The organism is Parasediminibacterium schistidii, assembly GCF_046546515.1.
Taxonomy (GTDB): domain Bacteria; phylum Bacteroidota; class Bacteroidia; order Chitinophagales; family Chitinophagaceae; genus Parasediminibacterium.
In genome coordinates this window covers 31,449-53,263 of sequence record NZ_JBKHKJ010000028.1, presented here as the reverse complement: position 1 = coordinate 53,263, position 21,815 = coordinate 31,449, and the positions used below count along the sequence as shown (strand labels likewise).

Below are 21,815 nucleotides of genomic sequence, written 5' to 3'. Positions count from 1 at the left end.
GCCTTTTATCGGGGTCAAAGTCCCCCGTTAGGGGCGGAGGGGTTAATTTTTCTTCTTTTTTGTTCAATTATTAATATTAAATTAAAAAAAAATGCGTATCGTAAAATTTTACCTTTTAACAGGTTTGTTGGTTACAAGTTTTGTAGGGCTTAAAGCCCAGTTTACCGAGGGTAACTTGGTAGCCTTGAGAGTAGGCAATATCAATTCAGTAACAGGCCCAGTGTCGTTGCGTGAATTTAATACAAATGGTGACTCTACTTTTGCAGTAACAATACCCTCTGCCAACACAGCGGCCCCCAACCGTATGACTATCAGTGGCACAAACGCGTATGAAGGTCAATTGACATTGAGTGAGGATGGGCGTTTTTTAATTTTCAATGGCTACAATGCGCCCCCCTTTAGTGGCTACGGTATTTACACTACATCAAGCAAAGTAATTGGAAAAGTAGACTATACAGGTGCCGTTGATTTAACCAATAGGATTGGAGCTGATTCTGCTGGCCTAATTGTCAGGTCTGTAGTAAGCAGGGATGGACAATCTTTTTGGGCAGCCTCTAGTAATATGGGCTTGCGTTATTTAACTGTTGGTGATACTATTGGCACACGTATCAATTCCGGTGGTTATCGTTCACTTAATTTTTACAATGCCGTTTTGTATGCTTCTGCGGCAGGCATAGCCAAATTTGCTGGCGTGCCAACTACTTTTCAAGGCACAACTAGCACAGGTACCTACAATGCCACTTATACTGCCAACACGCAGTTTGTATTTGTGGATGCAGACCCTAATGTAGGATACAATGGCAGCCCTTACGATGTTTTGTACATGGGTGACGGTATAGGCAACAACAACAACGGTGAGGGCTTTGGCATCAACAAATATTATGTGAATGCTGCTGGCACCGCTTGGGTATATGCAGGTATTTATGATGTTAGTGGGGCTGGTTTAAAATTCCCTGCACTTACTGCAAAAGTAAATGCCCTTGGTCAACCAGTTATTTATGCAATAGAAGGCGACACACTAAACAACAGTATCATTTCAATAACAGATGCTTCTGGAAAAGCTAATATGTCTGCTGCAACTATTACTGTTAAAACCTTAGCTTCAGCTGGAATAACTGGCATATTTAAAGGCATTTCTTTTTCACCTTCTAAAACTGCCCTTCCTTTACCGCTTAAATTTGTATCCTTTACTGGTTCTGTTGTTAGCGGTAATGCATTGTTGAACTGGGTTACCACCAATGAAACAAATGTTAAATCGTTTTCTCTTGAGAAAAGTTTAGATGGGGTTAAATTTATGGCAGTAGGTACAGTTGCAGCAGCAAATAATATAGCTGGTGATAAATATACTTATACAGATAAATTAAACGAAGGAAAAAGCAATTATTACCGCTTGAAAGTGCTTGATAAAAACGGTGGTTATAGCTATAGCAGCGTTGTTGTTTTGAAAGCTGGCCTAGATAGCAAAGCATTAGGTATTTCTCCTAACCCGGTTATTGGCAATTCAATCACTGTAAAACACCCTGCAACCACTACCACAGGCGACATAATTTTAATATCTACGCTTGATGGTAAAAAGATAAAAGAAGTAGTTGTGGCTGAAGGTGCTTCACAAACAAGTTTTGATATCAGCAGTTTGCATACTGGCAATTACGTGCTTACATTCACCGATGGAAAAAATAGAACATCTACTGAATTTGTAAAATAAAAATAATAGTATCAAAACCCGATGTTTTCAGGCATTCAGTGCCTAAACATCGGGTTTTTTTGTACCCAAAATAAAGTGTAGCATGACAAAAGATTGTACAATTTTCAAATTGTAGATAAGAGAAGAAGTTTTTTAGTATTTAAAAGCCAATAATAACGACATCGGTTTTTTTCGTATCCCCAAATGTTGCTTGTCAATGGATAACTAAACTAGATCCGAAAACCACTATAATATCCACTATCGCCGAAATATATTAATTGCCATATAAATAAAAAATCATGCACTCTGCTTTTAAACTACTTATCTGGATAGCTTTTTTTACTATTATTACAGGGTTTAAAAAAACGAATCCTGAGGTTTCCCCGCTGAATAAGGAAAATAGATTTTTGGGTATAGATTCAACCGGAACGGGTACCCAATGGTATGTGGCTCCCGATGGTTCGGACAACAATAGCGGCTTGGATGTTATCCATCCCAAAAAAAATCCAAGAGTAGTTGGTGGCTTGGCACAGCCTGGGGATGTGATTAATTTAATGTCTGGGCATGGTGAATTTAAACGGATACCCCCCCAAGGCACATTAGTTACTTGCAATTCTGGCCGGGCAAATAATGCTATCACCATTAGAAGCTATCCTGTTGGTGGGGTTAAAACGGTTATTCGTGGCTACACTGTTTTTAGTACGGTTGGCTTTAACAATACTAGTTATCTAATTTTTGACAATATTGAAGTTGCTGGGGATATGAATGGTGTTTATGGTGGGCTTGTATTGACACAGGCTGGTGGCAATACAGTAGGCACAAATGCGCGTAATTATTATTTGGCACATGGCAATTCATTGTCGGGCTATGTTTGGGCGGATCCAGAGATTGCTTATCAAACATCTGGAATTGGCATTGACGGCAATTCTCACCATATCAAATTGTCAAATTGCATCATTCATGATTTTCCGGGTGGTGGTATTGGTGCAAAAAATGCCGACTATATTACCTTTGAAGATAATATAGTTTACAACTGTTCAAATTACTCTATTTATGGTAGTAGCGGCATCAGTTTCCTCACACCTTCTAATTTCGATGCCCATAGCCCTATAGGCGACAATGTATATGAAATGATTATCCGCAGGAATATTTGCTATAATAACAAAGGATTGGTAATATATTACACAACTGGTGCATTGTCAGACGGTAATGGTATCATTGCAGATGTCAACATAAATGGTGTTAGTGGATACACTGGCTCCTCCTATACAGGCGAAACCTTGATAGAAAACAATATCTCCTACAGGAACGGCGGGGGTGGGGTACATGCTGTTGGCGCCCAAAATGTGGTGGTACGCAACAACACTACTTTTGAAAATGGGCAGGTACTAGCTTATGCCGAAATGGATGCATCGTATGGCAGTAAAAACATGCGGTACACAAACAATATTGCTTGCGCCAAAAATGGTGGGAAGTGTATAGACAATGCCTATAGTCCAGGAGGGGCATCGTATTACAATGTGAATATCAATTACAGTAATAATATTTTTTACAATGGTAGCATCACACCAACATCAATGCAGGGGGTAACCAATATAAACTATTCAACAGGCATCCCCAATTTTGTAAATGTGGCTGTTGCACCATTTGATTTTCGGTTAAATACCGCCATCACTAGCCCCGTTAGTTCAGCAAAGAGTTTTGGATCAGCAGCTACAGGTTATTACTCCACAAGCGACATCCTAAATGTAACTAGGTCTGTTAGCAACCCCGATTGTGGTTCTTATGAATCTTTCATCCCTTCAGGTACCACTACATGGAATGGCACAGCATGGAGTGCTGGTTTGCCTACTGCCGCTTCAAGTGCCATAGTATCTGGAAATTTAACCACAGCCCAGTGGGGCGGGGCAACTTCTGTGGCATACCTTACGGTTAAAAGCGGATCAATATTTACGTTGTCAAATACATTAACTATTACCAATCCTACTTTCACCAACAATGGCACTATTGCTGGGAGCGGCACACTAATATTGGGGGGAACAGCACCACAAACCATTTCAGGCATTGGTACAGTCTCCAATTTTACTGTGAACAACAGCAATGGAGCCACTGTAACCAGTGGAAGCCAAACACTGTACATAACAGGTGTTTTAACCCTTCAAAGTGGGGTATTGACAACTAATGGTAATGTTGTGTTCAAATCGAATAGTATAGCCAATAGCGGCATATTGGCTCCAGTTGGCACTGGCGGCAATACTGGCAGCATCAGCGGCACGGTAACCGTGGAAAGGTTTATACCTAAAGGATACCGTGCTTACAGGGACATAGCCCCTGGGGTTTACAACGCATCTAACACGCTCTTCAACACCTGGCAGGAAAATGGCAGCTATACCAATACTGGCTACGGCATATTCATCACGGGCGGCAATAAAGACCTAACAGGTAACATGACCAACACGCCTAACAGGATTAATAGCGGCTCGGGTTTCGACAGCAGCCTGAACGCTGTGAAATCAGCCTACACCTACAAAGCAGGCGCATGGGCAACTATCCCCAACACCTATTTATCACTGAACCCATATCAAGGCTACAGGCTATTGATTAGGGGGGACAGGAGCTTTAATCTTTACACAACAGCTATAGACAACACGCCGCTAGGCCTACTCATGTACAATGCTACTAGGCTGCGTGCATCCGGTACTTTGATTACAGGCGATGTTACTTACAGCCCCGCAGGGGTTAGCAATACCGTTACAGGCAGCACTTATGCCAGCAGCACTTACGGGCTTAACAACTTGACAGACAGCAGTTTTAGCTTAGTTACCAACCCTTACGTTTGCCCAGTTGACTGGCGTTTGCTAAGGAAAGACAGCATACAAGGCTACTATTATTATATGGACCCCACTCTTGGCGCAACAGGTGCTTACCGTGCGGGCAACTCAGCTAGTAATCCTTACATACAACCAGGGCAGGCCATATTCATACAAAACAAGAAAGGCGTGGTTAGATACCCAGTTTTGGGTTTCACCGAAGCGGCCAAGGCATCAGGCAACCTAACAAGTGTATTTGGCTATAACAGCAAATTACTTATTGACTTGTTGAGGGAAGAAGCTGAAGGTAGTGGCAGCTACTATAAGATGGACGTGGCCACCATCTTGTTCGACAATGGGTTCAGTAATGGTTTTAACGGTAACGAGGATGCACCCAAACTGCCCAACAGTTCCGAGAACCTATTTATAAGGGAAGCCACCTTTGGCAAAGATTTGTGTATAGACGGCAGGCAGCATGCAACTAAGGACGACCAGATTTTTATACAGCTAGCACAATTAGCAAAGGCCAACTATCAACTACAAATAGATGCTTCATCTTATGATGGCGGAAGCTTAGTGGCATATATATACGATGCTTATACGAAAACCTACACGGCATTGGGCAATACTTTGAACACCATCAATTTTGTGGCAGACGATGTCGTAGCCGCAACTTACCAAGACAGGTTCAGCATTGTGTTTAAGCCTTCAGTCTTGGCAGTGAAAAGTATCGTTGCAAATGCAACATTAAAAGACAGCATAGCAATAGTAAACTGGAACACAGTAGGGGAGGATAAAGTTACTAGCTATACAGTAGAGAAATCAACCGATGGTACAGCTTACGCAGGAATAGGTACAGCTGCAGCTAAGAACACAGCCTCTGCCACTTATAGCTATAGCGACAAAACACCTGATGCAACCAACTATTATCGTGTGAAGGCAACCAGCGTGGAAGGTTCAATTAATTATAGTAATGTGGTAAAACTTACGACTTACGACTTACGACTTATGACTTGTTCCTTATACCCCAACCCCCTCGTTGGCAAAGTTCTGAACCTTAAACTGGAAAACATTGCGGCAGGCAAATACACAGTGATCATGTACAACAGCCTTGGGCAGATGGTGCATAAGGGAATAGCAGCACATACAGGCAGCAGTTCTGTAAATAAGTTGCGCATCAACAGACAGTTGGCAAAGGGCATTTACAAAGTAACCATCCGTTCGGCCAGCAATAAACAAGTTGTTTATGAGTCAAGTATAACGGTGCAATAATCACCCCCTTTAGGGGATGGGGGTATCTAGGCCTAAAGTCTCCCTTTAGGGGCGGAGGAGTAAGGCCATACAAGAAAAATACAACGAACATAGTACTTTAGATGTGTTTTTAGCGTCTATCTGTTACTTACCAAAAGGCCGAATACCTTGATAATTAGGGTATTGAAAATAAGCCTGATTAGTAACATATAATAGCTTAAATAAAACAATAATGCAATTTGCCGTAAAATTATTATTTAGTGTAGCTTTATTTGCTACTGTTTTTGCCTGCAAAAAAACAGACAACCCACCAGCCACCCCTGTTACGCCTACCCCAGTACCAGTACCAGTACCAATAGACTCCACAGGCACTGGCACTCAATGGTATGTAGCACCAGATGGCTCGGACAACAATAGTGGCAAAGACGATGCCCACCCCAAAAAAAGCCCAAGGGTTGTGGGTAGTTTGGCACAGCCTGGCGATGTTATCAACTTAATGTCTGGCCATGGAGAATTTAAAAGGATAGGAAGCCAAGGTGTTGTACTTGGTTGCAATTCTGGAAAACCATATAAAAACATTACCATACGCAGCTATCCTGTTGGTGGCCCAAGAACTGTAATCCGTGGCTATAATGTATTTAATACCGTTGGATTGGTAAATACCAGTTATGTAAATATTGAAAACATTGAAGTGGCTGGCGACATGAAAGGTATTTATGGCGGGCCTGCGTTAACACAGGCTGGTGGTGATGCCATAGGCGTCAATACACGCAATTATTACTTGGCGCATGGCAATTCACTGTCGGGCTATGTTTGGAAAGACCCTGAAATTGCCTATCAATGCAGTGGTATTGCCACAGATAGCCGTTCGCATCATATCAAAATATCTAACTGCATTATTCATGATTTCCCATGTGTTGGTATTGGTGGCAAAAATTCCGATTATATTACCGTGGAAGACAATATTGTTTACAACTGTGCTATATACTCCATTTATGGTGCTAGTGGCATCAGTTTCTTGGTGCCTTTTAATTTTGATGCCCATACACCCATTGGAGACGATAAATACGAAATGATTATCCGCAGGAATATTTGCTATAACAATAAATCGATAGTGAACTGTTACACTTCTGGCGGATTGACAGATGGTAATGGCATCATTGGCGATGTAAATATTTTTGATGTGAATGGCAGCACTGCCAATGCTTACACAGGCGAAACCTTGATAGAAAACAATATTTCCTACCGGAACGGAGGCGGGGGCATACACATGGTGAGTGCACAAAATTTGGTAGTACGCAACAATACTACCTTTGAAAATGGGCAAGTACTTAACTACGCCGAAATGGATGCGTCTTATGCTAGTAAAAATGTTAGATTCACTAATAATATTGCCTGTGCCAAAACTGGCGGTAAGTGCATAGACAACGGCTATACCAAAAGTGGGCCAGCCTATTATAATGTAAATATTTATTATTCTAATAATGTACTTTACAATGGTAGCATTACACCATCGTCTATACAGGGCGTAACCCTTGTAAACAATACAAGAGGTATCCCCAATTTTATAAGTGTGGCTACTGGAGCTTTTGATTTCCAGTTGAATACAGCTATTACAAGTCCTGTTAGTTCTGCAAAAGGTTTTGGTTCCACAGTGGCAGGTTATTACTCCGTAAAAGATATTTTGAATATCGGTAGGCCTTCCAGTAGCCCTGATTGTGGGGCATATCAATCTTTTTAGTAAAACAATGATATTCTTGCGAGGAGTATGATTTCAGAAAATTAAAATAGTGAGTTTTGCTATAATTTAATTTTCGTAATTCGTAAGTAGTAAAGCTATACATGTTACGTCATAGTGATAGATTATTTGGCATATCTTTTTTGGGATTTCCAATAATCACTAATGCCTTCTCTGTTTTTCTTGTCATAAACATTAAGTAATATGGGTATAGTAAAACGATTCTATTTTTTTATTCTCGGATCGCTTTTTTTCATTGGTTGCGATAAAATAGATTTGCCAAAGGATGTGGAGCAAGCAATGGTAGATGTTCCTGAAAAAGTGGACTATAATATTGACGTGAAGCCCATCCTTTCTGATAAATGCTTTAGTTGCCATGGGCCAGATGCAAAAAAACAAAAGGCGGATTTAAGATTGGATATTGCTGATTTTGCTTATACCAAAGTAACTGAAAGTGGCCTAAAAGCAATCAAGCCTGGCAGCCTAAGCAAAAGCGAAATCATACACAGGATACTAAGTGAAGATGCCGACTATCAAATGCCCACGAAAGAATCTCACCTGCAACTTACCCCTCAAGAAAAGGCTATATTGATAAAATGGGTGAAGGAAGGCGCAAAATACAAACCCCATTGGGCTTTTGTGGCGCCAGAAAAACCTGATGTGCCTTCTGTTCAAAACAAGGGATGGGCAAGGAACGATATTGACAAGTTTGTATTGAAAAGACTGGAAAAAGAAGGGCTGCAACCATCGGCTGAGGCAGATAAATACACTCTCATAAGGCGTGTAGCTTTTGATATTACTGGGCTGCCACCTACATTGGCAGAAATCAATCATTTTGTAAATGACACCCGCCCCAATGCATACGAATTGATGGTGGATGGGTATTTAAAATCGCCACATTACGGCGAAAGGATGGCAGCATACTGGCTAGATGTGGCCCGTTTTGCAGACAGCTATGGGTATTTGGACGATAGGCACCGTGATGCCTCGCCTTGGAGGGATTGGGTTATAAACGCCTATAACAAAAACCTGCCTTTTGATAAGTTTATTACTTGGCAACTTGCTGGCGATTTGCTGCACAATGCAACCCAAGAACAGATTTTAGCAACAGGGTTCAACAGGAACCATCGCCTCAATTCCGAAGCGGGCATTATAGACGAGGAATTTAGGGTAGAGTATGTGGTGGACAAAACAAATACCTTGGGTCAGGCATTATTAGCTACCAGCATTGGCTGTGCAAAATGTCATGACCACAAATATGACCCAATAAGCCAAAAAGATTATTACTCCTTGACAGCTTTTTTTAATAGCACCAACGAATCTGCAAACCCGAATATTGGTGATGACAATATTTTGCCTGGTCCAACATTATTGCTTACCAAAAAAGAAGACGACCAAAGGATAAAATATTTAAAGGGCTACATACAGCAACTAGAGGCTTCTTCAACAAACAAACCACTGTTGGCAAACACCAATATTGAAAATGGATTGAAAGAAAAATGCGTTGCTGCCCTCAATTTCGAGTCTATCAAGCCTGGTACAGCATTTAAAGATGCTTATGATTTGAAATCCCCTTTAGGGCCATATAGCAGTAAAGTATTTACAAACACTGCTAATCCTTCCCTAAGTGCAGAAGCAATATCGACAGAATCTGGGACAGGGATTTCAGGGAAAAGCTTGAAACTAAAAGACAATGACGAAACCTATGTGCATTTGCCTGCCTATAAGGTGGGTTACTTTGAACGCTACGAGCCTTTTGCAATGAGCTTTTGGTTGAAATTGCCCAAAAACTATGATGCTGCTACTGTTTTTTATTGTTCCGATTCAAGGCGTTATGGTTACCAAGGATATGATTTGATACTCAAAAACAACCATTTGGATTTTAGGCTAAGCCATGCTTTCCCCCATGATGCAATTAGTGTGTTGAGCAAAGATTCTTTGCAACCCAATACATGGTACCATGTAGCTATCAGCTACGATGGAAGCAGCAAAGCAGCAGGGGTTAATTTGTTCTTGGATGGGAAGAAAATACAAACGACAACTGAAATAGACCATCTTGTAAAAAACATCCGTTCGCAAGTGCACATTCAAAAGCAGCCTTACCCTTATCAAGGCTTTACGATAGGGGCAAGGGCTCAAGACAAAACTTTGCCAGGGGGTGAGATAGACGAATTGTTGATTTTTAATAACCAAATTGAACCAGCGGAAGCAGCTTTTTTGTATAACAGCAAAAAAATACTTTCTGGCAACATGCACGCAAAACAGAATGAAAATAGCCCATTGTTGATTGCAAGGAAACAATTGGCTTCCTTGTACGATTCTATACAAGAAGCGATGGTAATGGGCGATTTGCCTACACCAAGGCAGGCTTATGTGCTAAAAAGGGGATTGTATGACAGCCATGGCGACAAAGTGCAGCCTAGTACACCTAATGCTATCTTGCCTTATCCAAAAGATTTTCCACAAAATAGGCTTGGTTTGGCAAATTGGCTGTTTCTACCACAGCATCCATTAACGGGTAGGGTGGCCGTGAACCGGATTTGGGAACTGATTTTTGGAAGGGGTTTAGTAAAAACCACAGACGATTTTGGCAACCAAGGGGAAATGCCCACCCACCCAGAACTGTTAGATTATTTAGCAGTTACCTATAGGGAAAATGGATGGGACACGAAGGCAATACAAAAAATGATCTTGATGAGTGCCACTTATCGCCAAAGTTCAGTTATCACGAAAGAGCTGCTGGCAAAAGACCCTCAAAATAAATTGCTTGCAAGAAGCAGTCGATATAGGATGCCCGCCGAGATGATACGGGACAATGCCTTGGCCGTAAGCGGGTTGCTAGTAGATAAAATTGGCGGTAAAAGTGTTTATCCTTATCAGCCCGAAGGCTTATGGGATGCTTTGAACGACAAAAGGTGGCACTATATATATCTGCAACAAGATGGGGAAGGGCTTTACAGGCGCAGCATCTATACCGTGGTAAAGCGTAGCAGCGTGAGGCCATCCATGCAAATTTTTGATGCGCCCGACAGGAATTTCTGCACTGTGAAGCGCACCATATCGAGTTCACCATTGCAGGCATTGGTATTGCTAAACGACCCACAGTTTGTAGAAGCTGCAAGGCTATTAGCTATAAAATCGATGAAGGATGCTGGTGTTGAAAATGAGAAAAGATTTTCTTATATATTCCTAATGCTAACAGGGAGGCAGCCGACTAGGAAAGAGTTGGATGTTTTGCAAAATGTATATGCAGCAGAATTGGGGCATTACTCTAAAGAGCCAGCAAAAGCTAGCCAGTTCTTAAATGTTGGCTATCGCAAATTCACTATTAACCAGCCATCTGAATTAGCAGCCACTGCTGCTCTTTCTACACTTGCGCTTGACATTATGAATACAGATGAATTTTTAACAAGAAAATAAAACCCTTTTATATGAACGATTTGCAAAAAATGTTGATGCAGGAATCGAGGAGGAAATTCCTAAAAGGTAGTGTTTTAGGGCTTGGTGGAATAGCACTAAGCGGTTTGTTTGGCTGCAATTCAGCTTCGGACCATGTTGTTAAAAAAATAATTGCATCTACTGATGACAACCACCCTTTGGTGAACCCACATTTTTTGCCTAAAGCAAAGCGTGTCATATATATGTTTCAAAGTGGCGGCCCTTCGCAAATGGAGCTTTTTGATTATAAGCCAAGGCTAAATGCCATGCACGGGCAGGATATCCCACCCTCTGTTTTGGGCAATACCCGTATTTCCACCATGGTGAGCAACCAATCACATTTTCCTTTGGCAGGAGCCGCAGCCACTTTTTCAAAGCAAGGGGCAAATGGCACTTATATCAGTGATTTGCTGCCCCATACGGGCAAAATAGTAGATGATATATGCATTGTAAAAACAATGCACACAGATCAGATAAACCATGAGCCAGCCGTGCTTTTTACGCAAACAGGCAACCAAATAAGCGGCAGGCCAAGCATAGGGTCGTGGTTGAGTTATGGTTTAGGCACTTTAAACCAAAACATGCCCTCTTTCATCGTGATGGTATCTAAAGGAGGTGGCGACCAACCTATTTCCAACGCCGCTTGGAGCAATGGTTTTTTACCTACGCAGCACCAAGGCGTTCAGTTTATGAGTGGCAAAGACCCAGTATTGTACCTTTCCACACCCGATGGTATCGAGCAAATAGACAGGAGAAGGGCGTTGGATTTTATAAAGCAATTGAACCTGTTGCAAAATGAAACTTGGCATGACCCAGAAGTTGATAGCCGCATTACCCAATACGAAATGGCTTACAGGATGCAGATGGCCGTTCCTGAAATTACCGACCTAAGCAACGAGCCACAGCATATTTTAGATATGTATGGGCCTGATGTGAAAGTGCCTGGGTCATTTGCCCACAACTGTTTGCTTGCAAGGCGGTTGGCTGAAAAAGATGTACGCTTTATCCAGTTGTACCACCTTGGTTGGGATCATCATTCTTTTTTAACTTCTGGAATTAGAAAAGCCACTGCACAAACCGATCAGGCTTCCGCTGCTTTAGTAAAAGACCTTAAGCAAAGAGGCTTGTTGGATGACACATTGGTTGTTTGGGGCGGGGAGTTTGGCAGGACAAGCTTTTGTCAAGGTAAACTAACCCCAGAAGCTTTTGGTAGGGATCATCATCCAGCAGCCTATAGTATATGGATGGCTGGTGGCGGTGTTAAAAGCGGGTTTGTGCATGGCGAAACTGATGATTTTGCACATAATATTATCAAAGACCCCGTTCATGTACACGACTTTCAAGCAACTGTACTGCACTTGTTAGGTATTGACCATGAAAAGTTTACTTACAAAAGCCAAGGAAGGCGTTATCGGTTGACGGATGTTTCGGGTAGTGTTATCCATAACCTTATTGCTTAATATTTGGCGCATAAACAAAAAAGTAGAAAGGTAATATGGAACGCAAACAATTTATTCAACAGGCTGCTACGTTAGGTGCAGGCGCGTTATTGCTCCGTCCATTTTCGGTACTTGCCAAGAAAGCAGCAAACAGCGACATTATTGGGCATGGACATTTTAAATACAGGGTAAACAAGGAATGGGGCAATTTAAACCCATCTGATTACCCGGTAAACGATTGCCACGAAATGGTAATGGACAGCCAAAAAAGATTGTTCATGCTAACCAACGAACCTAAAAATAATATGCTTATCTATGATAAATCTGGTAAGCTTTTAGATAGTTGGACTTTGAAATTGACTGGTGCCCATGGTTTGACATTGCACAATGAAAATGGCACAGAATATTTATACATAACAGATTACGACCTTGGGGAAGTGTATAAAACCACTTTGGAAGGCAAAATTTTGCTTACAATACGCCATCCAAAATATGTGGGGGCCTACAGCGATTGCGATAAATTCAAGCCTACGGAAACTTGTATTGGCCCCAACGGCGATATTTACATTGCCGATGGGTATGGTAGCCAGTATGTACTCCAATACACAGCAAAAGGGGAATTTATAAGAAAGTTTGGTGGTGAGAGTATGGTGAAGGAAGACAAATTCAAGCAGGTGCATGGCATTGCCTTGGACACTCGGGATAAGGCTAACCCTACCCTTATTTGCACAGAAAGAATGAAAAACTGTTTTAAACGGTTCACTTTAGATGGGCAGTATCTTTCATCTATATATTTGCCGGGTGCATATATGAGCCGCCCAGTTTTTGATGGTGAAATGTTATATACTGGCGTATGCTGGTCTGCATTGGTGCATCATTACTTAACCCCCAATTCTGGTTTTGTAGCTATTTTAGATGGCAACAACAGGGTGGTGTCTAACCCTGGTGGCACTTATCCAAGATATGTACATAACGAATTGCAAGAAATGGTACAAGCGGCGCCCATTTTTAAACATTGCCACGATGTGTGCGTTGACGATGACAAAAACCTATATATACCGCAATGGAATGCTGGTAAAGTATATCCTTATAAATTGGAACGGGTATAAAGTGGGGCGGCTTGTCTATGCCTTTTCGAGCATAGTAACAATTACTTCATACTTCATACTTATCACTTCATACTTATCACTTCATACTTATCACTTCATACTTATCACTTCATACTTATCACTAATTGCAATATGTTTTTACTTGAAATAAATGCAGCCTCAGATTGGGAATTGTTTTTTGGACATTTCCATCCTGTAGTTGTCCACTTGCCTATCGGCATCCTCATTATTGCTTTCACGCTTGAAATGGTACGGATACGCGCCAAGAACGATTCTTTAAACAAAGCCGTAAGCATTTCGCTTTGCCTTGGTTTTATTTCAGCACTTATATCTTGTTTATTTGGTTGGTTACTTTCCTCCTCTGGCGGGTATAATGAAAGCACCTTGTTTTGGCACCAATGGCTGGGCATAAGTGTGGCTGTTGTTGCTGGCATTACTTGGCTACTGAAAAACAATGTTGCTTTTATTCAGGGCGCCATCATGTCAAAAGTATATGTTGGGTTGTTTTTGCTACTCATGTTCCTTCTCACTTTCACAGGCCACCTTGGGGGCAATATGACACACGGGGAAGATTATTTAACCATGAATACCCCCGAGCCATTCCGCAGTTGGTTTGAAATAGCTTCAAAATCGAGCAAATCGGCTAATAAAAAAATCACTGATATAAATGAAGCGGTTGTATATCAAGATTTAATTGCCCCCGTTATCGAAGCAAAATGTAGCAGTTGCCATAATGCCTCTAAAACCAAGGGTGGCTTGAGGATGGATACGGAAGTGCTGTTAATAAAAGGAGGCAAGCATGGGGCAGTAATTGTTCCAAAAGATGCAGAAGGAAGCGAATTGATAAAAAGGGTGCTTTTGCCAGAAAGTGATGAAAAAAGGATGCCCCCAAAAGGAAAACCAGCCTTAACCAATGAAGAAATAGCATTGATAAAATGGTGGATTGCCAATGGTGCTTCCATGAAAGCGAAAGTAAAAGAGTTGCCTAAAAAAGAAGAAGTAGCGGCTTATTTTAAAACCATGGGGGGCAATGCCACTTTGTCTACTAGTGCTGCTCCTAACGGCGACTCATCATCTAAAGAAACACCTGCTTCGGTAGTTTTTCAACAAAAAGTGTCTGAGGCAGCATCGGCTGATATAGATGCCTTGAAAAAGGAACACCTAATAGTTAGCCCCGTTTCGCAAAACCAACCATTCTTGGAAGTAAGTGCCGTGAATGATGCCAATTTGGATGATTCGAAAATGATGTTGATAAGTAAGATCCCGCAGCAATTGGTTTGGTTGAAACTTTTTAATACAAAAATTACAGATGGTGGGTTAAAGCAAATTGTAAACTGTAAAAATATCGTTAAGCTAAATATTGAAGGCACAGCAATTACTGGCAGTAGTGCTGCTACCATCAAGCAATTTCAAAATTTAGAGTATTTGAATGTGGTAAACACCAAGTTTGACGACAGGGGGCTGCTTGAATTGGCTACGCTAAAAAACTTGAAAGTAGTTTATTGCTGGCAAAGCCAAGTTTCACCAAAAGGTATTGAAGCTGTAAAAAAACTGAACCCAAAATTGATAGTTACAAGTGATAATTGATATTGAAGCCTTTTAAGTAAATGGGCTAAATGAATAAAATCATAAAAATAATGGCTTACTCATTTGAAAGTTTGGTTATTCTGCTACGAAGGCACGAAGTGGCACAAAGGTTTAAGGGAACAAGGAAAGAAAAAGAAGAAAAAGCATGTTACTAAATACCTTTCTACCTAGTTTTTCTTTGTTTTTCTGGGGCGCATTTCAAAATTTAGTTTTTTTTCTATTTGGCAGAAACAGGCGATGTTTAAGGGTGCATTTCAAAACTTCGCTAATTGTTTATCCTAAAATAGCTGTACCTACTTTACCCCTTAGAAGAGCTACTGTGCGGATACCTCTTTTTTTACCCTTTTTGGAGGTATTGCCACCCTTTGTTTGGTAGGGTATTTTGCCCCTGATTTTAAATTTTAGGCCTTCTGTGAACATAACTCATTGAAATACAGCATTTTATGGTTTTTATAAGTGAGTGTTTGGTGAGTGTTTTATGAGTGAAAAATGAGTGATTTGTGCGTGTTTTGTGCGTGAAAAGTGCGTGTTTTTCGTTTTTTTTTGAGTGGGAAATGTACATATTATAACTTTTTTATTTTGATGTTAAAAATAGTGCCACAAGGCTAAGGACGTATGCTAGCACAACTGGTTCGTTTGGGGGCCTGACTGTGACAAAGAGCGCCATGTACTGTAAAATTGGGAATAATTTACGGGATATTGAAAAGCACAATCCTATATGGGGGAAATATGCCCCCATGAGCATCCCAAATTTCCCCCTATATGGGGGCATATTTCCCCCATATAGGATTTTTATTTTGGGCTTTATACATATCCATGCCAACTTTATATTAAAATAGGAACTAGCCACATTAGCTTTAGCTCCTTCACAAGCTGGTATATCACTAGGGAAAATGATAATCCACCATCAAAATCTTATCAGTTTCTTATCAATAAATTATTATTCCATTATCAATATACTATCATTTTACTATCAATAAACTATCATAAAATTCACATAAATTATCATAAAAAACGCGGCTGAAAAAACATAAATAACTGAATATCAATGAGTTATAGGAAAAAAGAAAGATTCTAAAAAAAATAAATTGCGGAAAAAAGAAAAAAATCCATTTCAAATATTCGCTTAGTTCTTAGTATTCCCTCTTTTGTTCTTGCCCCATCTCCTTTCGGAGATAACTGGGGAGAGGGTGAGATTTAAATGCGGCTATAACCATCAATTATGTATGTTGCTGATATATAAAAAAGGGAATAAAAAGTGAAGAGTTGAAATGCCCCTTTTTTGTGCCTTTGTGGCAAAAAGGCATAACCAATTTTATGAGTAGTAGCAATAATTTTAATCAGAAGTAAAAGAAATATTCCACTGGAATGAGAATTTTATTTTAGTTTTGACTTATTATAATAAGTTTGAAAAACGTAAATAAATATATTTTTTATGGGTGTACTAAAGCCATTTTTAATGAAACTACCGGTTAAGAAGTTTATACTCATTGTTTTTGTCGTTTTTTTATACAATACCACTGCTTTCTCCCAAAAAAAAGAGTTGCTGCGCTTGCCATTCTCGCAATATGTGTTGAATGCAGATATGTACGATGGTACCACCAATTGGAAATATTCGGAAACATTGGAGCATAGTGAATCTGTTATCAACCCACCAAAACCGGGGGAAGACTGGGATACCTGGTACAAAAAAATAAAGGAATATCAAACCTATGTGCGTGAACACTTGAATGATACCTCTGCCTATTTTATTGAATTAATATTTAATAAAGTAAAGAAAACCTCCATAAATTTTAATAAAGTAGCTTTTGCCATGAAATTGGAGCCATCAGAAAAAATAGTGGTAGCTGGTATATTGGATGTAAAGCAAGGCCAAGTAAAAGTATTTATAGATTTTCAGTTCAAGTACAAAGGGGAGGAGATTTCTAACCCTGTGAGGAGAGTTGTTTCAGGAACAGACTATTTTTTGGCAGATGGTGAAATGTCTAATTTTAGTAGAGAAATATCAATGCCTGCGTTCAATGCCGATAGTTTTTCGGTGGTACCAGTGGTGCGGTTAGAAGCGGTTGACACTGCTTTGACAAAAGTAAATGTAAGGGGGCTTAGCTTGTCGTTCCCAACCAACCCTAGTCGTTTAAAACGCTACAACGAATTGGCGGTAATGTTCCACCCAAAATCCAAAGTCATTGATAGGCAATTGTACGACCGCCCAGAAATGCAGTGGCTGAAAAAGAATTTTATCATGGGCTTTGCCTTTATTTGGGACAATGATTTTTGGGATTACAAAGCTGCCAAGTACAAGGTGAAAGAATATTGCGATAAAATGAAACGAGAATTTGGCGGCTTTCAATCGGTAATGATTTGGCACAGTTACCCCAACATTGGCATTGATGAAAAAAACCAGTTCGATTATTTTAGGAACATGCCAAATGGTGGGGTAGAGGCTTTGAAAAATGTGGTGAGAGAGTTTCACAACAATGGTGTAAAAGCGATATTAATTTACAACCCATGGGATGTGGATACCCGTCATTCCGATACATCAGACTTTAAAACATTCCCTAGTATTATTGGAAAAACCAATGCCGATGGTCTTTTTATGGATGTGGGTACTTATGGTTTTGAATTTCAACCAGAATTGGACAAGTACAAACGTGGCGTAACCGTAGGCCCAGAATTAAGCCCATTGTTGCAAGTATGCCAAGGCACTAATGCAGTAACTACTTCATGGGCGCAAACCGTAAAGCCAATTAACAACCAAGGTGTTTTGGCTTTAAAATGGATTATCCCGGACCACATGCAACTGCGAATAAACCGTTTTGCCACCAATCGACAAAATGATATGGCATTTACCTGGATAAACGGGCAGGGCATTATCGTTTGGGAAAATATTTTTGGTATTATGAACAAATGGAATGCAAAAGACAGGCAAACAATCCGTAAAATGAACGCCATTTGGCAGCAATTTAATCTCCTATATACTTCCGATTCATGGAAGCCTTACTTGCCAACCAATAACTCAACAGTAAACGCCTCTTCTTGGGAAAATAGCGACATTAGAATATGGAACGTGGTGGCCAATACTGCTTTGGGCAATGTTACCGTTCAATTAGAGGTAGATAAAGCGTACACGCAATATTTCGATTTGTGGACTGGTGAAAAATTGCTTGTTGACAATGGAAAGATTAGTTTAAATATTGACAGGCTGGGCTGTGTGCTGGGCTTAAAAAACACCCCTTCAAAACCCATCTTGGCATTGCTTGAAAAGCAACACATTGAACAAACAACATCCTTGCCGCTTACCGATGAGTATGCCAAGGTCTTATCTATTAAATATGCCAAACTGCCTCCTGAAATTGCAAGCCCCGCCACCGCCAATAGCCATCAACAATTATTGCAAATAAAGGGTGGCAACTATAATTTTACCGTAAAACATGCACAAAGGGAAGGTGATTGTTACCCTGATGAGGATGCGGTTAAAGAAACCGATTATAAGTATGTTAAAGAAAATGGATACAATTTCATTATCCACCACCAGCATATTGCATTGCCCAGTTTTAGCATCATGCCCAAAGTGGTTACCAATGGCGAATTTGAAGCGTTCCTATTACAATCTAACTACAAACCTGCCAATACCGATAATTTTTTAAAACACTGGAACGGTAAAACCTGCCCCCATGCACTAAAGAATTTGCCAGTTGTGTATGTGTCTTTGGAAGATGCAAGGGCCTATGCAGCATGGGCAGGCATGCGGCTGCCCACCGAATGGGAGTGGCAAGCCGCCGCAGAAACGCAAGGTGACAAGTTTGTTTTCAACAAAGTTTGGGAATGGAATGAAAGCGAAAGGAATGATGGCTACAACAGGTTTATAACCCTGCGTGGCGGTTGCGAAAGTTGGCAGCTAAAAACATCCCGTTGGTACTTTGGCGGCGGCACATCTTACTTCAAATTGGCACCAGGTGGCAAGCAGCCCATTGATTTTCATTGCAAGTATTTTTTAATGTACGAAGGCATAGACAGGGCTTCAACATTGGGGTTTAGATGTATGCAATAGATTCTGCTTGGTGAGTAATAATTTTTTACTTACCAAGCAGAATATGCTTTTTCGCCACAAAGGCACAAAAACATGAAGAAACACGAAGAAAAGAAGATTAAAAGGTATTGATAACATATTTTTTCTTTTTCTTTTCTTCCCTTAAAAGTTTGTGCCTCTTTGAGTATTCATGCCTTCGTGGCAGATTAAACAAACCTGCAAATAACATTGCCTATTTCTTATGTATTATCTGCAGCACAGTCATTGCACTTTTCACTAATGTATTGGTGCTAGTCAGTATTACGAGTATGCCCACGCCAATCAATACTTTTTTCACGGGTATTTTGCCAACAAGCCTAGCGGCAATGGGGGCAGCTACCACGCCCCCAAGTATCAACCCCAGCACATCTAAAATAGGGATATGTTTTAAGAGTATAAAAAAAGTAGTGGCACTGGCAAACACCACAAAAAACTCTGCTAGGCACACGGAGCCTATTACATAACGGGTAGTCTTGCGTTTGGCAATCAACGTGCTGGTTACCAATGCCCCCCAGCCGCCACCTGCAAAGGCGTCTAAAAAGCCCCCTGCGCAAGCTAGCCAGCCAGCGTTTTTTACACTGTCTTGTACAATTTTTTTAGCAAAAGCCTTGCGGATAATATAATACCCAAGGTAAATGGTATAGAACGATAATGGGATGCGCACATAAATGGCATATTCCTTTGCAAAAACTGCTAGTGCTGCGCCTGAAATGGCACCTATAATGCCTGGGATAACCAAGGCGCTAAATAGTTTTTTATTGATATTGCCAAAGCGGTGGTGGCTATAACCGGAAACACCACTGCTAAACACCCTGGCCGAGTGTACCCTGCTGCTAACTATAGCAGGGTTAACGCCAATGGCAAGCAGGAAAACGGTAGATATAGTGCCATAGCCCATGCCTAGGCTGCCATCTGCCATCTGTGCCATAAAGCCTGCCAATACCATGAGGAGAAAAGAAGGTGTGTCAATATATTGCGGGATAACTTTAATGCCTGTAACCACAGTACCCAGTGGTACATAGAGGAATACAGCATGGCCAAGAAGCATGAAAAAAAATGCTAATAGCAGCCATTTTACTACATCCTGCCATAGTTTAAATGGTGGTCTGCCCTCAGGTATGTCTAGTTGTTTTACAATCAGGGTTTTGGTTACTTCGTTTAAAGTGTTTACTTTATTTTCAAAGTCGCCCTTCAGTTGCGCCCTGTAAGCTTGCATGTTGTTTAATAACTCGTCTATTTGTTCTGGTAATATCTCATTCATCATTTCCTTTACCCGCTTGGCTATCGTGGGCGATTTGCCATTGGTAGAAATAGCAATTTTTAGGTTGCCTTTTTTTACGATGCTGCCTAGGTAAAAGTCGCACAAATCTGGCTTGTCGGCTGCATTTATCAAAATGCCATGCTGTTTGGTGTCAGCAGTAATAGTTGTAGCTAATGATATGTCGTTCACTGCTGCTATAACTAAGTCTTTGTTTTGCAGGTCGCTTGTTTCGTAAGGTTTTTCAAGCAGTTTAATATTGGAGTACAATGCAGCTAGTGCTTTAATGTCATTGCTTATAGTAATGCCCACTAATGTAATGTCTGTTGCTGGCGAGTTATTAATAACCGCCTGTAATTTTTCAAGCCCAATAAACCCTCCGCCAACGATTAACAAACGAAGCTGCTCTAGCTTCAAAAAAACCGGGAATAATGTATTTGTTTGTTCCAATGAAAAATATATTATCCTACAAAATTAGTAGATTATGGTCTAAGTTGGAAAAGTTTTTTAGTATTTTTTTGCCACTAAAGCATAAAGGAGCACAAAGTTTTAAAGGAAAAGCAATGTATATAATTCATTGTCCTTTCTTTCTACTTTTCTTAGCGCTACTTTGAGTCTTCGAGCCTTTGTGGCAATGATTTAATGCCCACCTTCAATTAGCTTGGCAATGCCAAATGCAGCACCCGCCGCCGCAGCACCAATCAGCATTACTTTTAGGCCGCCCACCCAAGCGTTTATGCCTGTGAGTTTGCTTTTGAAATACCCAAAGATGAACAAGCACACTAAGGTAATGCCTACAGATACTTTTAATGCACCAACAGAATCATGTATAAAAAAATAGGGGCTAAGGGGTACTAGCCCGCCTACTATGTACGATACACCAATATTAAAGGCGCTTTTCCTAGCACGCTTTGGGTCGGGCTTGTCTAGGCCTAACTCATGCTTCATCATAAATTCTACCCATAGGTGTTTGTCTTTGCATATTTCTTCTACTGCTTGGTCTTGCAGGTTTTTACTAAAGCCCCATTCCCTGAAAAATTGCCTTACTTCTTCTTTTTCTACTTCTGTCTTGGTTTCTATTTCCTCGTATTCTGTTTTTAATTCGCTGTTGTAATGGTCTTGCTCGGTTTTACCGGCCAGGTAGCCGCCAAGCCCCATGGCTATGGAGCCTGCGGCTATCTCGGCAATACCAGCAATGGTAATGATGGTGTTGTTGTCCACCGCACCGCTTAGCCCTGCTGCTAATGCGAAAGGAACGGTAAGCCCATCACTCATGCCAATAACAATATCTGTAAGCAGGTCAGAACTTTTTAAATGGGTTTCAGGATGGTGCATTTTTTTGTTTTAGGTTTTAAGTTTTATGTTTTGAGTTTTAGCAGAAGCTGGAAAATGTTTTAAGTTTTGACAACACAAAACTTAAAACACAAAACAC

10 protein-coding genes are annotated in these 21,815 nt (G+C 40.7%); 8 read left to right on the top strand and 2 right to left on the bottom strand.

From position 1 onward, the window contains the following. Positions 1-91: 91 nt before the first annotated feature. From ACHFIY_RS15265 to ACHFIY_RS15230, 8 genes are all read left to right on the top strand, one after another. Complete coding sequence (locus ACHFIY_RS15265) at positions 92-1,705, top strand: T9SS type A sorting domain-containing protein (RefSeq protein WP_410846978.1); 1,614 nt, start codon at positions 92-94, stop codon at positions 1,703-1,705. A gap of 278 nt (positions 1,706-1,983) precedes the next feature. After that, positions 1,984-5,766 carry a T9SS type A sorting domain-containing protein gene (locus tag ACHFIY_RS15260; RefSeq protein WP_410846977.1) on the top strand — a complete coding sequence of 1,261 codons (3,783 nt, stop codon included), beginning with the start codon at positions 1,984-1,986 and terminating at the stop codon, positions 5,764-5,766. Positions 5,767-5,977: 211 nt separating this feature from the next. Next, complete coding sequence (locus tag ACHFIY_RS15255; RefSeq protein ID WP_410846976.1) at positions 5,978-7,486, top strand: right-handed parallel beta-helix repeat-containing protein; 1,509 nt, start codon at positions 5,978-5,980, stop codon at positions 7,484-7,486. Positions 7,487-7,687: 201 nt separating this feature from the next. Further along, entirely contained in the window at positions 7,688-10,903 is a 3,216-nt protein-coding gene (locus ACHFIY_RS15250) for a DUF1553 domain-containing protein (RefSeq protein WP_410846975.1), read from the top strand. An 11-nt stretch (positions 10,904-10,914) separates the two neighbouring features. Then, positions 10,915-12,381 carry a DUF1501 domain-containing protein gene (locus ACHFIY_RS15245; RefSeq protein WP_410846974.1) on the top strand — a complete coding sequence of 489 codons (1,467 nt, stop codon included), beginning with the start codon at positions 10,915-10,917 and terminating at the stop codon, positions 12,379-12,381. Between the two features lie 35 nt (positions 12,382-12,416). Then, positions 12,417-13,469, top strand: coding sequence for an NHL repeat-containing protein (locus tag ACHFIY_RS15240; protein WP_410846973.1), 1,053 nt, complete (start codon positions 12,417-12,419; stop codon positions 13,467-13,469). A gap of 132 nt (positions 13,470-13,601) precedes the next feature. Then, entirely contained in the window at positions 13,602-15,056 is a 1,455-nt protein-coding gene (locus tag ACHFIY_RS15235; protein ID WP_410846972.1) for a c-type cytochrome domain-containing protein, read from the top strand. 1,459 nt (positions 15,057-16,515) lie between these two features. Then, positions 16,516-19,107, top strand: coding sequence for an SUMF1/EgtB/PvdO family nonheme iron enzyme (locus tag ACHFIY_RS15230; protein ID WP_410846971.1), 2,592 nt, complete (start codon positions 16,516-16,518; stop codon positions 19,105-19,107). A gap of 211 nt (positions 19,108-19,318) precedes the next feature. On the opposite strand, the gene ACHFIY_RS15225 is transcribed toward ACHFIY_RS15230, so the two are convergent. Further along, positions 19,319-20,833 carry a TSUP family transporter gene (locus tag ACHFIY_RS15225; RefSeq protein WP_410846970.1) on the bottom strand — a complete coding sequence of 505 codons (1,515 nt, stop codon included), beginning with the start codon at positions 20,831-20,833 and terminating at the stop codon, positions 19,319-19,321. A gap of 189 nt (positions 20,834-21,022) precedes the next feature. After that, positions 21,023-21,718: a VIT1/CCC1 transporter family protein gene (locus tag ACHFIY_RS15220; protein ID WP_410846969.1), complete on the bottom strand. Its 696-nt coding sequence runs from the start codon at positions 21,716-21,718 to the stop codon at positions 21,023-21,025. Between the last annotated feature and the right edge of the window lie 97 nt (positions 21,719-21,815).